11 protein-coding genes are annotated in these 13674 nt (G+C 69.2%); 5 read left to right on the top strand and 6 right to left on the bottom strand.

Features of this window, described 5'->3' with window-relative positions:
• Positions 1 to 3: 3 nt before the first annotated feature.
• From A5705_RS06360 to A5705_RS06345, 4 genes are all read right to left on the bottom strand, one after another.
• A complete protein-coding gene (locus A5705_RS06360) occupies positions 4 to 1533 on the bottom strand; it encodes an AMP-binding protein (protein ID WP_231982373.1) in 1530 nt (509 codons plus the stop codon).
• A gap of 106 nt (positions 1534 to 1639) precedes the next feature.
• Positions 1640 to 2899: a cytochrome P450 gene (locus A5705_RS06355; protein WP_068276275.1), complete on the bottom strand. Its 1260-nt coding sequence runs from the start codon at positions 2897 to 2899 to the stop codon at positions 1640 to 1642.
• Positions 2900 to 2911: 12 nt separating this feature from the next.
• Positions 2912 to 3544: a TetR/AcrR family transcriptional regulator gene (locus A5705_RS06350; protein ID WP_067880100.1), complete on the bottom strand. Its 633-nt coding sequence runs from the start codon at positions 3542 to 3544 to the stop codon at positions 2912 to 2914.
• A complete protein-coding gene (locus A5705_RS06345; RefSeq protein ID WP_082956341.1) occupies positions 3541 to 4650 on the bottom strand; it encodes an LLM class flavin-dependent oxidoreductase in 1110 nt (369 codons plus the stop codon). Before A5705_RS06345 ends, A5705_RS06350 begins: the two co-directional genes overlap by 4 nt.
• 257 nt (positions 4651 to 4907) lie before the next feature.
• Between A5705_RS06345 and A5705_RS06340 the strand changes: the two genes are divergently transcribed.
• A complete protein-coding gene (locus tag A5705_RS06340; protein WP_068276272.1) occupies positions 4908 to 6410 on the top strand; it encodes a cryptochrome/photolyase family protein in 1503 nt (500 codons plus the stop codon).
• A 64-nt stretch (positions 6411 to 6474) separates the two neighbouring features.
• Here the strand turns inward: A5705_RS06340 and A5705_RS06335 are convergent, their stop codons facing one another.
• Together A5705_RS06335 and A5705_RS06330 are read right to left on the bottom strand one after the other, a co-directional pair.
• Positions 6475 to 7431, bottom strand: coding sequence for an electron transfer flavoprotein subunit alpha/FixB family protein (locus A5705_RS06335; RefSeq protein WP_067880094.1), 957 nt, complete (start codon positions 7429 to 7431; stop codon positions 6475 to 6477).
• 52 nt (positions 7432 to 7483) lie between these two features.
• On the bottom strand, positions 7484 to 8284 hold the full coding sequence (locus A5705_RS06330; protein WP_067880091.1) for an electron transfer flavoprotein subunit beta/FixA family protein: 801 nt from the start codon (positions 8282 to 8284) through the stop codon (positions 7484 to 7486).
• A 284-nt stretch (positions 8285 to 8568) separates the two neighbouring features.
• Here A5705_RS06330 and A5705_RS06325 point away from each other — a divergent pair, with 284 nt between their 5' ends.
• From A5705_RS06325 to A5705_RS06310, 4 genes are all read left to right on the top strand, one after another.
• Positions 8569 to 9378, top strand: coding sequence for a bifunctional 2-polyprenyl-6-hydroxyphenol methylase/3-demethylubiquinol 3-O-methyltransferase UbiG (locus A5705_RS06325; RefSeq protein WP_067880088.1), 810 nt, complete (start codon positions 8569 to 8571; stop codon positions 9376 to 9378).
• Positions 9375 to 10964 carry a glycoside hydrolase family 57 protein gene (locus A5705_RS06320; protein WP_068276268.1) on the top strand — a complete coding sequence of 530 codons (1590 nt, stop codon included), beginning with the start codon at positions 9375 to 9377 and terminating at the stop codon, positions 10962 to 10964. The genes A5705_RS06325 and A5705_RS06320 overlap by 4 nt, the downstream gene beginning before the upstream one ends.
• Before the next feature lie 97 nt (positions 10965 to 11061).
• A complete protein-coding gene (locus A5705_RS06315) occupies positions 11062 to 12306 on the top strand; it encodes a glycosyltransferase family 4 protein (RefSeq protein ID WP_068276481.1) in 1245 nt (414 codons plus the stop codon).
• Between the two features lie 10 nt (positions 12307 to 12316).
• Positions 12317 to 13672 (top strand): TIGR01777 family oxidoreductase, encoded by a 1356-nt coding sequence (locus A5705_RS06310; RefSeq protein ID WP_068276265.1) that lies wholly within the window; start codon positions 12317 to 12319, stop codon positions 13670 to 13672.
• The last annotated feature ends 2 nt before the right edge of the window (positions 13673 to 13674 follow it).

Below are 13674 nucleotides of genomic sequence, written 5' to 3'. Positions count from 1 at the left end.
CGCCTACGGCGCCGCGTCGAGCAGGCGCCTGACGACTTTGCCCGTCGCATTGCGGGGCAGCGCATCGACGAAGCGAACGTCACGCGGGACTTTGAACCGCGCAAGCCGTCGGCGCACATAGTCTTTGGCGTCGCCCTCGGAAAGCGACGCGCCTGGCCGCAAGGCGATGAAACTCCGTAGCCGTTGCCCGTACTCACCGTCCGGAACCCCGATGACCGCGGCTTCCAGAATGTCGGGATGGTTGGCCAAGGCCTCCTCGACCTCGGCGGGGAAAACATTCTCTCCGCCCGAGACGATCATGTCGTCGGAGCGGCCGTCGATGAACAGCCGGCCCGCGACGTCGAAGTGACCGATGTCCCCGGTTGCGATCAGCCCGTCGATCGACTCCTTGGTGCCGCCGCCGGTGTAGCCGTCGAACTGGATCCCGTTGGCCACGAAGATCCGTCCCGAGGTGCCCGCCGGCACCTCGCGACCCTGCTGGTCGAACAATTTCACTACGGTGCCCGGCAACACCCGGCCAACGCAATTCGGTTCGGCGGCAAGGTCTTCGGGCGTGGCGATCGTGGCGTAGGCGACCTCGGTCGAACCGTACATGTTGTAGATGACCGGCCCGAAGACCCGCGCCGCCTCCGTGCACAAATTCGCGCCGAGCTGTGATCCGGCGACGAAGATGATGCGCAGCGCGCCGAAGCCGTGCCCGGTCGACGCCTGAGGGCCGAGCTCGATGATGCGCCGCAACATGATCGGCACCGCGATCATCGCGGTGGCCCGATGCCTGGACAGGCTGTCCAGGGTGTCCCGGGGATCGAACCTGCGGCGCACCAGCAGCGTCGAGCCGAAGAGCAGAGCGAGCATCAGATGGCCGAAGCCCAACGCATGAAACAGCGGCACACAGCATTCGGTGACGCCGCGAGCGCGGAACGGCGCCTTGCTCAGCAGGGCGCCCACGGGCACGAGCGAGCGGGGTTCCGATCGGGGCGCGCCCTTGGGCGTGCCGGTGGTACCGCTGGTCAAAATCACCAGCTTGGGTTCGGCGCCGGGTCTCGGTGGTGGCGAGAAATCACCGCCGGCGATCATCGTTTCGAGCGCGGACCCCTCCGGCGAGTCGCTCCACGCCGTCATACAACCCAGCCGAACATCGAGCCCGGCAACCGCGTCGGTGTATTCCTCGTCGTGAACGAGTAAATCCACACCCTCGCGGCGCACGACGTCGGCCAGCTGCGCCGCGCCGAAATCGGTGTTGAGCAGGACGATCCGTGCGCCGCTCTTGGCGGCGGCGAACAGGGCGTCGAGGAATCCTCGATGGTTGCGGGCGAGGATCCCGACACCGGCTCCGCCGCGCAGCCCCCGGCTTCGCCATGCGTTCGCCACCGCGTTCGACCGCGCGTCGATGTCAGCGAAGGTCAACGAGCCGCGGTCATCGATCAGCGCGACTCGGTCACGGTGGCGGATCGCGGCCATGCTCACCGCCGCCCCGATCGGGCCGTAGTCGCGCGTCGCGCGCGATATCCGGCCGAGGCCGCGCAACGGCATTGGGCTCAAACCGCCGGCTCGCGCCAACTGCCATGCCGCCCAACACTCCTCACGGGCCCGGGCGGCAAGCCTGCCGGCGGATCGGGCGACATGGGCCATCAGGGCCTCAGCGGTCAGCTGGGCAGGCCGCGGCGCCGCCGCCGTAGTCGACCTGCCAATGTTTGATGCCGTTGAGCCAACCCGAGCGAAGCCGCTCGGGCGCCGAGATCGGCTTGAGGTCGGGCATGTGGTCGGCGACCGCGTTGAAGATGAGGTTGATCGTCATCCGGGCCAGGTTGGCCCCGATGCAATAGTGGGCGCCGGTGCCGCCGAACCCAACGTGCGGGTTGGGGTCGCGGAGGATGTTGAAGGTGTGGGGGTCGTCGAAGACCTCGTCGTCGAAATTGGCTGAGCGGTAGAACATCACGACGCGCTGGCCCTCGGCGATCTGCACGCCGGCCAGCTCGGTGTCTTTAAGCGCCGTGCGCTGAAACGCGGTGACCGGAGTGGCCCAGCGTATGACCTCGTCGGCCACGGTCTCGGGGCGTTCGCGTTTGAACAGCTCCCACTGGTCGGGGTATTCGGTGAACGCCATCATGCCCTGCGTGATGGAGTGACGCGTGGTGTCGTTGCCGGCGACGGCAAGGGTGAGGACGAAGAAGCCGAATTCGTCGTCGGACAGCTTTTCGCCGTCGATGTCGGCTTTCAGCAGCGTCGTGACGATATCGCTGCCGGGATTCTTCGCCCTCATGTCGGCCATCTGCATGGCGTAGGTCAACACCTGAACCGACGAAGCCTGCCCGTCGATGTCGGCGTATTCGGGGTCTTCGCTGCCGGTCATTTCGTTGCACCAGCGAAACAGCTTGTCGCGGTCCGTCAGTGGTACGTCGAGCAACTCGGCGATGGCTTGCAGCGGCAACTGACACGACACTTGCTCGACGAAATCCCCGGATCCCTTTCCCGCCGCGGTTTTGGCGATGTTCTGTGCCCGTTCGTTCAGCTCGTCGCGCAGGCGCCCCACCGCGCGTGGGGTGAACCCGCGAGAGATGATTTTGCGGAGCCGCGTGTGGTGCGGAGCGTCCATGTTGAGTAGCGATGCGCGCGCCGCATCAATGTTCTCCCGCTTCACGTCGTCGGGGTACCGAGGTAGCGCGGTGTTCTGATAGGTGGAGAAGACGTCGCTGCGCAGCGAAACCTCTTTGACATCTTTGTGTTTGGTGACCACCCAGAAGCCGCGGTCGTTGAATCCACCCTTGCCGATCGGCTGATCGTTCCACCAGATCGGCGCCGTCCGGCGCAGCTCGGCCAGCTCCTCGACCGGCAGGCGCTCGCAGTAGATGTCGGGGTCGGTGAAATCGAAGCCGGCAGGCAGGTTCGGGCAGGCCATCGGTTGAACTCCTCAGTCTCCGGGTTGTTCGCGAAACAATGTGCCGCGGATCAGGCGTTTGGCCGACCGCAACGTGGCGTGGTAGGCCTCGGGCCGAAGATTCGCCGCCTGCTCGGTGAGACCGCGGGTGAGCGCGTAGATCGCTTCGACTGTGCCGGCGGGATCGCTGTCCTCGGTCAGGGCGCCGCGTCGCAGCGCATCGTCGATGATGTCGGAGATGATGTCGCGCAACACTTTAAAGCCCACCCGGTCGGGATCGCCGCACCGCAGGTAGGCCGCACTTTCGGCGCGGATGGCCCGCTCGAAGGCGGCCAGGTGCGGATACTCGTGCATCAGCCGATCCGACTCGTCCAGCACCGCCTCCAACCGGTCCACGACGCTGCCGCCGCGCTGACCGGCCACGCGCAGCCGGGGCAGGGCGATCTCCTCGATCTCTTTCACAGTGGCTTTGAGTAGCTCCGACTTGTTCGGGAAATAGTGGTAAAGACTGCCGCTCGTGATCTGAGCCTCGCGCGCGATCTCCCGGATCGACGCCTGCGAATAGCCCTTCTCCGCCACACAACACATGGCGGCGGCGATGATCCGTTTCCGCGTCTGTTCGCCGCTTGCGCCAACCGGGCGGCCCAGCTGTGCCGTAACCGTCATACCGGCGCCGTCGTGCCGCTGACGCAACCCTGCATCTGCGCGTCCCAGAAACCAATCGGTCGGTTGATTAAATCAATCATCGGCGGTTGCCGGGGCACAGTCAAGGCTTGTTCCCCTTTCGGGGTTCCGATGAGTTCGGGCAGCACCCGCTCGCCGAGCAACCGCAGGACGCCCCAGCCGTCCTCCAGCGGCAGGCCCCCCATGAGCGGGTTGATGACAACCTCTCTGCGCCCCTCCCGGATCTCGCCGATCAGCTGCCGCGGAGTCAGGATTTCGACGTTGCCCAGGCCGCGTAGCCGATCGACCGAATCGGCCGGGACCTCGTTGGGCCGCCGCACGCCGGGGCGCCGCCACGAGCAGTACTCGGCCGTCTCGTTGAGGAGGAACGGCCCGAAGCTTTGCCATGCGGCGTCGGGATTCTCGCTGAGAAGGGTTATCGTGCTGCCGTTTTCGGGCCGATAGATGAAGCCGGTCTTGCCGCGGCGCTCGAGCTCGTCGGCGTAGACGGCCTCGACCTCGGGCATCGCCATCGGCGGAGAGAACGGCAGGCCGAAGCGCGCCGCGCGCCGGGCGGCGGCCGCGCTCATTCCGCCGATGAAGAAGAACGGGTGTGGCCGTGTCCACGGTTTCGGTGTGACGTTGACCGACCGGCCGTTATACGCGAACGGCTCGTCACCCCACGCCTTGAGCATGACCTCTAGGTTGTGGTCCATCAATTGGCCGCGGACCGACCAGTCTTTGCCGGCCGCGGCGTACTCCTCCGGCCGGTACCCGATGCCCGCCACGAAGGAGAATCGCCCGCACGCAACGTTGTCGAGCACCGCGATGTCCTCGGCCAGTCGCAACGGATCATAAAGCGGGACAAGCAACGCGTTGACACTGATGCGTGCCTTCTGCGTCCGCGCGGCGACGGCGGCCGCCAGGATCAGCGGCGAGGGCAGCCAACCCGTTGCCGCCAAATGATGTTCTTCACAGCTGATGCCGGTGAAGCCGAGTTCATCGGCGTACGCCGCCATGTCCAGGGCCGCGCGGTAGCGCTCGGCGTGGCAGGCCCGGGGATCCGCGACGTTGGTCATGTTGAGCCGCAACGCCAGCATCACACCCATCGCGACGCGCCTTCCTTCACCCATCCGCAGGATGCGCACAACGCCGGCCGGGAGTCAGGCAACCTTCATCCCGCCCCGGTGCACTCGCGGCCAACCGCGGAGGTGATACTCAAAACGGTCAATCAAGCAATTGATTGATTAGTTTAGCGCGCGGCGGCTGGACCGCGACGTCGCCGAGCTCCCCCGCGGTTGAGAGGTGACGCGTCCGGGTAGGAAAAGTATCTGTCGGCGGCCAATAGGACCAGTAGGAATCGCGCGTGAACAACCTTCCCAGCGGAACGAACGGGAGTCGACGGCGTTGGTGTTTCGCCGACCAGCTCGGCCCCCACTTCCTGGACCATCCGGACCAGCCGGTGTTGTTGATCGAGTCCCGGGCGGTGTTCGAACGCCGCCGATTCCACCGGCGTAAGGCCCACCTGGTGCTGTCGGCGCTACGCCACCGCGCGGCCGAACTCGGTGAGCAGGCCACCTTCTTCCAGACCCGCACTTATCGGGAGGCGCTACAGCGGGTCACCGAGCGGATCAGCGTATGTCAGCCCACCTCCTGGGCGGCCGATCGGTTCGTGCGATCGCTGCCGGACATCGACGTGCTGCCTGCACGCGGATTCTGTACGGGCCGAGACGAATTCGGCGAGTGGGCGCGGCGACAGCGCACGCTGCGGCTGGAGAACTTCTATCGTGCCGCCCGCCGGCGGTTCGACCTGTTGATGGACGGTGACCAACCCGCCGGGGGCCGCTGGAATTTCGACGCCGACAACCGCGAACCGCCACCGCGAAACGCCCGTGCGCTGGCCGTGCCCGCACCCTGGCAACCGGAAGAGGACGAAATCGACGAGCGGGTGCGCGCCGACCTGGACCGTTGGGAACGTGACGGCGCAGTAGCCTTCGTCGGCCGCGACGGACCGCGCGAATTTCCGGTCACCGCAACCGAAGCGCAGGCGGCGCTGCAGGTGTTCCTGCGAGATCGCCTGCCGCACTTCGGGCCTCACGAAGACGCCATGCTCAGCGCTGATCGTTTCATGGCGCACAGCCTGTTATCGGCGCCCATGAACCTTGGCTTGCTCGATCCCCTGGAATGCGCCTACGCCGCCGAGGACGCCTACCGTGGGGGACACGCCCCGCTCGCCGGCGTCGAAGGCTACATCCGCCAGCTGATCGGGTGGCGCGACTACATCTGGGGAGTCTATTGGTACTTCGGTGACGATTATCGCCATCGCAACGCGCTGCGGGCACGCACTCACCTGCCGGACTGGTTCGCGAATCTCGACGCCGACGCGGTGGACGCGCGTTGCCTCAAAGACGTGCTGGCGCAGGTGCGCGATCACGGCTGGGTTCACCACATACCCCGGCTCATGGTGTTGTCCAACTACGCGCTGCAGCGCGGCTGGCGTCCCGGCGCGGTCACCGACTGGTTCCACCGATGCTTTGTCGACGGCTACGACTGGGTGATGGTGGCCAACGTGGTCGGCATGTCGCAGCATGCCGATGGCGGGCTGATGGCCACCAAGCCGTATGCCGCGGGCGGTGCCTACATCAAGCGCATGAGCGACTACTGCGGGCCTTGCCCGTATCGGCCGACCGAGCGAGTCGGCGCGCGCGCCTGCCCCTACACCGGCGGGTACTGGTGGTTTCTGGATCGCAACAAGCAGTACCTCGCGGGCAACCGGCGGATGAACCAACCGCTGGCCGCACTGCGACGACTCACCGATTTGGACGAAGTCGTACGACAGCAGCGCCGGCTGGGCGGGGCGGCTCCATGAAAGGCGTCATGCTCACCGTCGGCAGAACTATCGCGGCGCCGTTCTCTCGGGACCGGCGCGAAACTCAGCCCTTGCGGGCCTTGATCGCGTCGGTCAGCTGCGGGGCCACCTTGAACAGGTCGCCGACCACGCCGTAGTCGGCGATCTCGAAGATCGGCGCCTCTTCGTCCTTGTTCACCGCGACGATCGTCTTCGAGGTCTGCATGCCGGCGCGGTGCTGGATCGCCCCGGAGATGCCCAGCGCGATGTAGAGCTGCGGGGACACCGTCTTTCCGGTCTGGCCGACCTGGAACTGGCCCGGGTAGTAGCCCGAGTCCACCGCGGCGCGCGACGCACCGACGGCCGCACCCAGCGAGTCGGCCAGCGCCTCGACGACGTTGAAGTTCTCCGCGCTGCCGACGCCGCGGCCGCCGGACACCACGATGCTGGCCTCCGTCAGCTCGGGCCGGTCACCGGCGACCGCCGGCTCGCGCGCCGTGATCTTGGTGGCGTTCTCGGCGGGCGCCGGAACCTCGACCGTGACCTGCTCGCCGGCGCCGGCCTGCGGCTCGGCGTCGATGGCCCCGCCGCGCACGGTGATCACCGGGGTGTCGCCGTTCGCCTGCGACTCGACGGTGAAGGCGCCACCGAAGATGGAGTGCACCGCCTTGTTGCCCTCCTGGACCCCCACCACGTCGACCAGCAGGCCGGACCCGATCCGGGCGGCGAGCCGGCCCGCGACCTCCTTGCCGTCGGCGTTGGCCGACAGCAGGATCGCGGCGGGCGAGTTCGACTCGGCCAGCGCGGCCAGCACGTCGACCACCGGCGTGATCAGGTACTTCTCGACGTCGTCGGACTCGGCGACGTAGATCTTGGCGGCGCCGGCCTCCTTCAGGCCGTCGGCCAGCGGCGCGGCCGTCCCCGGCGCGCCGACGACGACGGCGGCCGGCTCGCCCAGCGCGCGGGCGGCGGTGATCAGCTCGGAGGTGACTTTCTTCAGGGCGCCTTCGGCGTGCTCGACGAGCACCAAAACTTCAGCCATGGGTTATGTCGCTCTTCTCGTGTTTTGGGGGACGTGTGAAATAGGTGGGCCGCTAGATGATCTTCTGGCCGACCAGGTACTGGGCGACCTGATTGCCGCCCTCGCCTTCGTCGGTGACCTTCTCACCCGCGGTCTTGGGCGGCTTGGGCGTCGAGGACAGCACGGTGGACCCGGCGTTCGCGAGCCCGACCTCGTCGGCCTCGACCCCGATCTCCGCCAGGGTCAGCACCGTGACCTCTTTCTTCTTGGCGGCCATGATGCCCTTGAAGGAGGGGAACCGCGGCTCGTTGATCTTCTCGGTCACGCTCACCACCGCGGGCAGGGTGGCCTCGAGGCTGAACACGCCGTCGTCGGTCTCGCGCTCGCCGGTGATCTTGCCGCCCTCGACCGACAGCTTGCGCAGGTGGGTCAGCTGCGGCAGGCCGAGGTACTCGGCGATGATGGCCGGCACCGCGCCGCCGGAGCCGTCGGTGGATTCGTTGCCCGCGATCACCAGCTCGGTGCCCTCGATGGTGCCAAGCGCCCGCGCCAGCGCCCACGCGGTCTGGACCACGCAGGAGCCGTGCATGCCGTCGTCCTTGAGGTGGACGGCCTTGTCGGCGCCCATGGACAGGGCCTTGCGGATCGCCTCGGTCGCACGCTCGGGGCCGGCGGTCAGCACGGTCACCGAGCCCTCGGTGCCGTCGGCGGCCTCTTTTTCGCGAATCTGCAGCGCCTCTTCGACGGCGCGCTCGTTGATCTCGTCCAGCACCGCGTCGGCGGCCTCGCGGTCCAGCGTGTAGTCGCCGTCGGTGAGCTTGCGCTCCGACCAGGTGTCTGGGACCTGCTTGATCAGGACCACGATGTTCGTCATGAGTCTGGTTCGTCCTCCTCGAAGGGGTCCGCAGCGGTCGACTGCGGGACCTCGGTCACGCATTTTTTAACCGCACTTCCGTGTTACTGGCGGGTAACTTTGTGCGGTCTGCCTTCACACCATAGCCGGTCACGCAGGCACAACTGCCCGGCTCCTCCCCCGTCCGCCATCGCGGACGGCATCGGCGCCCGGCGGCAGCTTCTTTCGCCCTGTCCGCCGCCGCCAACAGGGGTGCCCACTTCGCGGTTCGCGAATCCGACACTTCGCGTTAGCCTGCCTATGCAATGAGCGCACACCTGTCCGACGTTCCCCCCGACGCCCCCGGCGACCCCGCGCCGGGGCCCGACGCGGTGCTGACGCTGACCGGCGAGCGCACCATCCCGGACCTGGACATCGAGAACTACTGGTTTCGTCGCCATCAGGTCGTCTACCAGCGGCTTGCGCCCCGCTGCGCGGGCGCCGACGTGCTCGAGGCCGGCTGCGGCGAGGGGTACGGCGCCGACCTGCTCGCGGAGGTCGCGCGCCGGGTGGTCGCGGTCGATTACGACGCGGCCGCCGTGACCCATGTCCGCGCCCGCTATCCCCGGGTGGAGGTCATGCAGGCCAACCTCGCCGAGCTGCCACTGCCCGACGGGTCGGTGGATGTTGTGGTGAACTTCCAGGTCATCGAGCACCTGTGGGACCAGCCACAGTTTGTCGCCGAGTGCGCCCGGGTGCTGCGCCCGTCGGGCCTGGTGATGGTGTCCACCCCCAACCGGATCACCTTCTCGCCGGGCCGCGACACCCCCATCAACCCGTTTCACACCCGCGAGCTGAACGCCGCCGAGCTGACCGAGTTGCTGGTCGGCGCGGGGTTCACCGGGGTGAAGGTCAGCGGGCTGTTCCACGGCCCGCGCCTGCGCGAGATGGACGCGCGCCACGGCGGGTCCATCATCGACGCGCAGATCGCGCGGGCGGTGGCCGATCAGCCGTGGCCGCCCGAGCTGGCGGCCGACGTCGCCGCCGTCACCTGCGACGACTTCGACGTCCTCGACGCCACCGTCGCTGATATCGACGCCAGCCTCGACCTGATCGCGATCGCGGTCCGCCCGTGACCACCTCCGAGGCGCGGGTGCCGGGCTTGTTCACCCTGGTGCTGCACACCCACCTGCCGTGGCTGGCCCACCACGGCCGCTGGCCGGTCGGCGAGGAATGGCTGTATCAGTCCTGGGCGGCGTCCTACCTGCCGCTGCTGCGGGTGCTGCACACGCTGGCCGGCGAGGATCGGCACCGGCTGATCACGCTCGGCGTCACCCCGGTGGTCAACGCCCAGCTCGACGACCCGTACTGCCTCGACGGCATGCATCACTGGCTGGCCAACTGGCGGCTGCGCGCCACCGAGGCGGCCGCGGCGACGAGCATGCGCCCGGCCCCCACCTCGAAGTCGGCCGGCTACCAGTCGTGCACACCGGAAGCGTTGCGCGCCTTCGGGATTCGCGAATGCGCGGAGGCGGACCGGGCCCTGGACGACTTCGCCACCCTGTGGCGGCACGGCGGCAGCCCACTGCTGCGCGGCCTGGTCGACGCCGGCACGGTCGAGTTGCTCGGCGGCCCGCTGGCCCACCCCTTCCAGCCGCTGCTGAATCCGCGGCTGCGCGAGTTCGCGCTGCGCGAGGGCCTGGCAGACGCGCAGCAGCGGTTGGCGCATCTCCCGACCGGGATCTGGGCGCCCGAATGCGCGTACGCGCCGGGCATGGAACACGACTACGCCGCCGCGGGCGTCACGCATTTCATGGTCGACGGCCCGTCGCTGCACGGCGACACCGCGCTGGGCCGGCCCGTCGGCGACACCGACGTGGTGGCGTTCGGTCGGGACCTGCAGGTCAGCTACCGGGTGTGGTCGCCGAAATCCGGCTACCCCGGCCACTCGGCCTACCGCGACTTCCACACCTACGACCACCTGACCGGCCTCAAGCCGGCCCGCGTGACCGGCCGCAACGTGGCGTCGGAGGGCAAGGCGCCCTACGATCCCGAGCGCGCCGACCACGCCGTCGACGCGCACGTCGCCGACTTCGTCGACGTGGTCCGCGGACGGCTGACGAGCGAGTCGGAGCGCATCGGGCGGCCCGCTCACGTCATCGCCGCCTTCGACACCGAGCTGTTCGGCCACTGGTGGTACGAGGGCCCGACGTGGCTGGAGCGGGTGCTGCGGGCCCTGCCCGCCGCGGGCGTGCGGGTGGGCACCCTGAGCGACGCGATCGACGACGGGTTCGTCGGCGACCCGGTCGCCCTGCCGCCGAGCTCGTGGGGCTCGGGCAAGGACTGGCAGGTGTGGGCGGGCGAGCAGGTGGCCGACCTGGTCCAGCTCAACACCGAGGTGGTCGACACCGCGCTGGGCACCGTCGACAAGGCGCTGTCCCAGCTGGCGTCGCTGGACGGGCCGACCCCCCGCGACCACGTCGCCGACCAGATCCTGCGCGAGACCCTGCTCACCGTTTCCAGCGACTGGCCGTTCATGGTGAGCAAGGACACGGCCGCCGACTACGCCCGTTACCGCGCTCATCTGCACGCGCACGCCACCCGCGAGATCGCCGGTGCGCTGGCGTCGGGCCGCCGCGACGCCGCACAGCGGCTTGCCGAGGGCTGGAATCGCGCCGACGGCCTGTTCGGGGCCCTCGATGCGCGTAGGCTGCCCCGGTGAGGCGGACCGGCTTTCGCGAGCGTGCGTGTCTGTACGTCGACACGCCGCCACGGCCGGCATTCTGTGCACGCTCGCGCTCGTGCAGGAGGCCGCACTCGTGAAGATCCTGATGGTGTCGTGGGAGTACCCACCGGTGGTGATCGGCGGGCTGGGCCGCCACGTGCATCACCTCTCGACCGCGCTGGCCGGCGCCGGCCACGACGTCGTCGTCCTGTCGCGGCGCGCCACGGGCACCGATCCGAGCACGCACCCGTCCTCCGATGAGGCCAGCGAGGGCGTCCGGGTGATCGCGGCCGCGCAGGATCCGCACGAATTCACCTTCGGCGACGACATGATGGCCTGGACCCTGGCGATGGGTCATTCGATGATCCGCGCCGGCCTCGGTTTGAAGAAACCGGGCACCGAGCGGCCGTGGCGTCCCGACGTCGTGCACGCACACGACTGGCTGGTGGCCCACCCGGCCATCGCGCTTGCCGAATTCTACGATGTGCCAATGGTTTCCACGATTCACGCCACGGAGGCCGGTCGGCATTCCGGCTGGGTCTCCGGGCCGATCAGCCGTCAGGTGCACGCGGTGGAGTCGTGGCTGGTGCGCGAATCCGATTCGCTCATCACCTGTTCGGCCTCGATGGCCGACGAGATCACCGAACTGTTCGGGCCCGGCCTGGCCGAGATCACGGTGATCCGCAACGGCATTGACGCGGGGCGGTGGCCGTTCGCGGCGCGCCGGCCTCGCCCGGGCCCGCCCGAGCTGCTCTACCTGGGGCGGCTCGAGTACGAGAAGGGTGTGCACGACGTCATCGCCGCGCTGCCGCGCGTGCGGCGCGCCCACCCGGGCACCACGCTGACCATCGCCGGGGAGGGTACGCAGCAGGACTGGCTTGTCGAGCAGGCGCGTAAACACAGGGTGCTCAAGGCGATTCGGTTCGCCGGGCATCTCGAACGCGCCGAGTTGCTGGCGGTGCTGCACCGGGCCGACGCCGCGGTGCTGCCCAGCCACTACGAGCCGTTCGGCATCGTCGCGCTGGAGGCCGCGGCGGCCGGCACGCCGCTGGTCACGACCAACATCGGCGGGCTGGGCGAGGCGGTGATCGACGGGCAGACCGGGGTGTCGTGCCCGCCCCGCGACGTGCGGGCGCTGGCGGCGGCGATCCGCGCGGTGCTCGACGACCCCGACGCCGCGCAGCGGCGCGCCCACGCCGCCCGCGAACGACTCACCGCCGCCTTCGACTGGCACACGGTGGCCGAGGAGACCGCGCAGGTCTACCTGGCGGCCAAGCGGGGCGAACGCCAGCCCCGGCCGCGGCTGCCCATCGTCGAGCACGCGCTGCCCGACCGCTAACGTTCGAAAGATGGGGCTGGAATATTCGAGCGTGGTCGATGCACCGCGCGCCGAGGTCTTCGCGTGGCACGCCAGGCCGGGTGCCTTCGACCGGCTGTCGCCGCCGTGGCAACCCATGCGGGTGGTCACCGAGGCGGCCTCGCTCGAGGACGGCCGCGCCGTGCTGGCGCTGCCCGGCGGCCTGCGGTGGGTCGCCCGACACGAGGCGGATTCCTACGACCCGCCCCGGCGATTCGTCGACGCCATCGACAGCGCGGGACCTGCGTCGCTGCCGGCGCGAATCGTGGTGCGCTGGCGGCACAGCCATGAGTTCGAGGATGCCGGCGGCAACCGGACCCGGGTGATCGACCGGGTCGACACGCCGGTGCCCGGCTCGTTGTTGCGCCCCATGTTCGCCTACCGGCATCGTCAGTTGGCCGATGATTTGGCCGCGCACCGGCTGGCGGCCGAGCACGGTCTGACGCCGAAGACCGTCGCGGTCACCGGATCGTCCGGACTGGTCGGCTCGGCGCTGACCGCGTTCCTGCGCACCGGCGGCCACCGCGTCATCGCGCTGGTCCGCCGCGCCCCCACCGGCGACGACGAGCGGCGGTGGAACCCCGACGACCCCGACCCCGAGCTGCTCGCCGGGGTCGACGCGGTGATCCATCTCGCGGGCGCCTCCATCGCCGGCCGGTTCACCGAGGGGCACCGAAAGGCCATCCGCGACAGCCGGATCGGTCCGACCCGCCGGCTCGCCGAGCTGCTGGGCCGCACCGATCCCCGGCCGTCGGTATTCATCTCGGCTTCGGCGATCGGCTACTACGGATACGACCGCGGCGACGAGGTCCTGACCGAGGACGGTGACCGCGGCGACGGGTTCCTGGCCGACGTCGTCGCCGAGTGGGAGGAGGCGACCGCGCCCGCGGAGGCGGCTCCGGTGCGGACGGTGCGGGTGCGCACCGGCATCGTGCAATCGCCCCGCGGCGGCACGTTGAAGCTGCTGCGCCCCCTGTTCGCCGCGGGGCTCGGCGGCCGGCTCGGCGACGGGCGGCAATGGCTGTCGTGGATCGGGATCGACGACCTGATCGACGTCTATCACCGCGCGCTGTGGGACACGGAACTGTCCGGGCCGGTGAATGCCGTTGCGCCGCAACCGGTCCGCAACTCCGAGTACACCCGCACCCTGGCCCGGGTGCTGCGCCGGCCCGCGGCCTTGCCGGTGCCGGCGCTCGGGCCCCGGCTGCTACTGGGCGAGCAGGGTGCCCGCGAACTGGCGTGCGCCAGCCAGCGCGTGATTCCTGAGAAACTCACCGCGGCCGGGCACCGGTTTCGCCAGCCCGACCTCGAAAGCGCCCTGCGACACCTCCTGGGGCGCAACGGGTAAGG

The organism is Mycobacterium sp. E787 (assembly GCF_001668725.1).
In the GTDB taxonomy this organism is placed as follows: domain Bacteria; phylum Actinomycetota; class Actinomycetes; order Mycobacteriales; family Mycobacteriaceae; genus Mycobacterium.
The sequence above is the reverse complement of the archived record's forward strand: the minus strand, read 5'-3'. Positions and strand labels throughout refer to the sequence as shown.

Excerpts from the sequence above, each read along its gene's own strand:
- A5705_RS06360 (WP_231982373.1), bottom strand. The coding sequence starts at position 1,533 with ATGCCGTTGCGCGGCCTCGGCCGGATATCGCGCGCGACGCGCGACTAC.
- A5705_RS06355 (WP_068276275.1), bottom strand. The coding sequence starts at position 2,899 with ATGGCCTGCCCGAACCTGCCTGCCGGCTTCGATTTCACCGACCCCGAC.
- A5705_RS06350 (WP_067880100.1), bottom strand. The coding sequence starts at position 3,544 with ATGACGGTTACGGCACAGCTGGGCCGCCCGGTTGGCGCAAGCGGCGAA.
- A5705_RS06345 (WP_082956341.1), bottom strand. The coding sequence starts at position 4,650 with ATGGGTGTGATGCTGGCGTTGCGGCTCAACATGACCAACGTCGCGGAT.
- A5705_RS06335 (WP_067880094.1), bottom strand. The coding sequence starts at position 7,431 with ATGGCTGAAGTTTTGGTGCTCGTCGAGCACGCCGAAGGCGCCCTGAAG.
- A5705_RS06330 (WP_067880091.1), bottom strand. The coding sequence starts at position 8,284 with ATGACGAACATCGTGGTCCTGATCAAGCAGGTCCCAGACACCTGGTCG.
- A5705_RS06325 (WP_067880088.1), top strand. The coding sequence starts at position 8,569 with ATGAGCGCACACCTGTCCGACGTTCCCCCCGACGCCCCCGGCGACCCC.
- A5705_RS06310 (WP_068276265.1), top strand. The coding sequence starts at position 12,317 with ATGGGGCTGGAATATTCGAGCGTGGTCGATGCACCGCGCGCCGAGGTC.